Below are 3303 nucleotides of genomic sequence, written 5' to 3' on the forward strand. Positions count from 1 at the left end.
GTTGGGACCTGGACGCCCTGTACGACCCGGACGCCGACCGGGCCGGTACCTCCACGACCCGGCACGGCGGTTTCCTCCATGACGCCGCGGACTTCGATCCCGGGTTCTTCGGCATCAGTCCCCGCGAGGCGCTGGCCATGGATCCGCAGCAGCGCCTGCTGCTGGAGACCTCCTGGGAGGCGTTCGAGCACGCCGGCCTCGACCCGCGCAACCCGAAGGTCACCACCGGCGTCTTCGCCGGTCTGATCCACCACGACTACGCGGGCCGGCTCGAGGCGTCCGAGGAGCTGGAGGGCTACCTGGTCAACGGCACCGCCGGCAGCGTCGCCTCCGGCCGGGTCGCGTACGTCTTCGGCCTGGAGGGGCCGGCGGTCACCGTGGACACCGCCTGCTCGTCGTCGCTGGTCGCGCTGCACCTGGCCGCGCAGGCGCTGCGGGCGGGGGAGTGCGAGCTGGCCCTGGCCGGTGGGGTCACCGTGATGGCCACCCCCAGCGCGTTCGTCGGCTTCTCCCGCCAGCGCGGCCTCGCCCCCGACGGGCGGTGCAAGTCCTTCGCGGCTGCGGCCGACGGGACCGGCTGGTCCGAGGGTGTCGGCATGCTGCTGGTCGAGCGGCTGTCCGACGCCCGCCGCCACGGTCACCGTGTCCTCGCCGTGGTCCGGGGCAGCGCGGTCAACCAGGACGGCGCGTCCAACGGGCTCACCGCGCCGAACGGTCCGTCGCAGCAGCGGGTCATCCGCCAGGCCCTGGCCAACGCGCGGCTGTCTCCCGCCGACGTGGACGCCGTCGAGGCCCACGGCACCGGCACCACCCTCGGCGACCCCATCGAGGCCCAGGCCCTGCTCGCCACCTACGGTCAGGACCGCCCCGCCGACCGGCCGCTGCTGCTCGGGTCGATCAAGTCGAACCTGGGCCACACCCAGGCGGCGGCCGGCGTGGCCGGTCTGATCAAGATGGTGCTGGCCATGCGGCACGGCCTCGTCCCGCCGACGCTGCACGTGGACGAGCCGTCCCCGCACATCGACTGGACCGCCGGGGCCGTCACGCTCGCCACCGCCCCCACGGCGTGGCCGGCGGTGGACCGGCCGCGCCGGGCCGCCGTGTCGTCCTTCGGCATCTCGGGGACCAACGCGCACGTGATCCTCGAACAGCCGCCGGTCACCGACGCCGAGCCGGCCACGGTGGTCGACGCCCCGCGGCCGCCGGTGCCGGTGCTGCTGTCGGCCCGCTCCGCCGAAGCCCTGTCCGGGCAGGCGTCCCGCTGGGCGGGCTGGCTGGCCGGGAACGAGACGCTGCGTCCGGTGGACGTCGGGTGGTCGTCGGTGACGGCCCGCCCGGCCCTGGAGCACCGGGCCGTGGTGGCCGCCGCCGACCGGGACGAGCTTCTGGCCGGGCTGCGCGCGTTGGCCGCCGGCACGTCCTCCGCCGCGCCGGTCAGCGGCGCCGCCGAACAGCGCGGCCAGCTGGCGGTGCTCTTCTCCGGCCAGGGCGCCCAGCGCGCCGGGATGGGCCGGGAGCTGTCGGCGACGTTCCCGGTGTTCGCGACGGCGCTGGACGAGGTGTGCGGGCAGGTGGACCCGCTGCTGTCCCGGCCGTTGCGGGAGGTGCTGTTCGCCGAGGCGGGCACGGCAGAGGCGGAACTGCTGGACCAGACGGAGTTCACCCAGGCCGGCCTGTTCGCCGTCGAGGTCGCGCTGTTCCGGCTGGTCGAGTCCTTCGGGATCGTGCCGGACCTCGTGGGCGGGCACTCGATCGGGGAGATCACGGCCGCGCACGTGGCCGGGGTGCTGTCCCTGGCCGACGCGTGCCGGCTCGTGGCGTCGCGCGGCCGGCTGATGCAGGCGCTGCCGTCCGGCGGCGGCATGCTCGCCGTGCACGCGCCGGAGGCGGCGGTGCTGGCCTCCCTCGACGGGCTCGCCGGCCGGGTGGGCATCGCCGCCGTCAACGGCCCGTCGGCGGTCGTCGTCTCCGGACCGCTGGCCGATCTGGACGCGATCGAGCGAACCTGGACCGAACGGGGCGCGCGGACCCGGCGCCTGACGGTCAGTCACGCGTTCCACAGCCCGCTCATGGAGCCGATGCTCGCCGAGTTCCGCACCGTCCTCGACGGACTGACCTTCGCCGCGCCGCTCCTGCCGGTCGTCTCCAACCTGACCGGCGCGCTCGCCGACGGCGACGAGCTGCGCAGCCCCGACTACTGGGTCCGGCACGTCCGCGAGGCCGTCCGCTACGCCGACGGCATCAACGCCCTGCACGCAGCCGGGGCGAACACCTTCCTGGAGGTCGGCCCGCAGAGCGTGCTCACCGCGCTGACCGCCGACGCCCTGCCGGCCGGCGCGGACATCCACGCGGTCGCCGTCGGGCGCAAGGACCGGCCCGAAACCCGGGCGCTGCTCGCCGCCCTGGCCGACCTGCACGTCCACGGCGTCCCGGTCACCTGGGAGCCCTGGTTCGCCGGCACCGGCGCCCGCCGCGTCGACCTGCCGACCTACGCCTTCCAGCACCAGCGCTACTGGCCCGACACCCCGACCCGGCGGCACGCCGCGGACGCCGAGTTCTGGGCGGCCGTGGAGAGCGGCGACCTGAGCGCCCTCGCCACCCGCCTCGGTCACGACGCCCTCGACCAGCTCACCCCGGCCCTGCCGGCCCTCACCAGCTGGCACCGCAGCCGCACCCGGGAGACCACCGTCGACGGCTGGGCGTACCAGGTGACCTGGCGGCGGCTCGACCCGGGCGACCGGGGCGCGGTCGGCGACTGGCTGCTGGTCGCCCCCGACGGCGAGCCGGCCGCCGACCGGATCGCCGGCGCGCTCGCGGCGACCGGCACGGAGGTACGGCGGGTGACCGTCGACCCGGCTGCCGCCACCCGCGTCGACCTCGCCGCCCGGCTGGGCAAGGCCCTCGCCGACGGGCCGGTCGACGGGGTGGTCTCCCTGCTCGGCCTGCGGGACGGGCCGCACCCCGAACACCCGGCCCTGCCCACCGGCACGGCGGCCACCCTGCTGCTGGTCCAGGCGCTGCACGACGCCGGCGGCACCGCCCCGCTCTGGTGCCTCACCTCGGGCGCGGTGGCCACCGCCGCCGGTGACCCGGTCCGCAGCGCCGCCCAGGGCGGCCTGTGGGGCCTCGGCCGGGTGGCCGGGCTCGAACTGCCGCAGCTCCGGGTCGGCCTGCTCGACCTGCCCGACGAGGACGTCGACCCGGCCGCGCTGGTGGCGGCCCTCACCGCCGCCGGCGACGAGGACCAGCTCGCCCTCCGGCCCACCGGCCTGTACGCGCGCCGGCTCGTCCGGGCCACCCCCG

The 3303-nt window shown here is 76.6% G+C and carries 1 protein-coding gene; it reads left to right on the plus strand.

The genetic code is table 11. The annotated features are described in order from the left end of the window. A partial coding sequence (locus B0E53_RS34600; RefSeq protein WP_146167904.1) for a type I polyketide synthase occupies nt 1-3303 on the plus strand: 3303 nt, incomplete at both ends.

Origin of the sequence: Micromonospora sp. MH33, from assembly GCF_003013775.1 — a bacterium.
GTDB classification, from domain to species: Bacteria; Actinomycetota; Actinomycetes; order Mycobacteriales; family Micromonosporaceae; genus Micromonospora; species Micromonospora fulviviridis.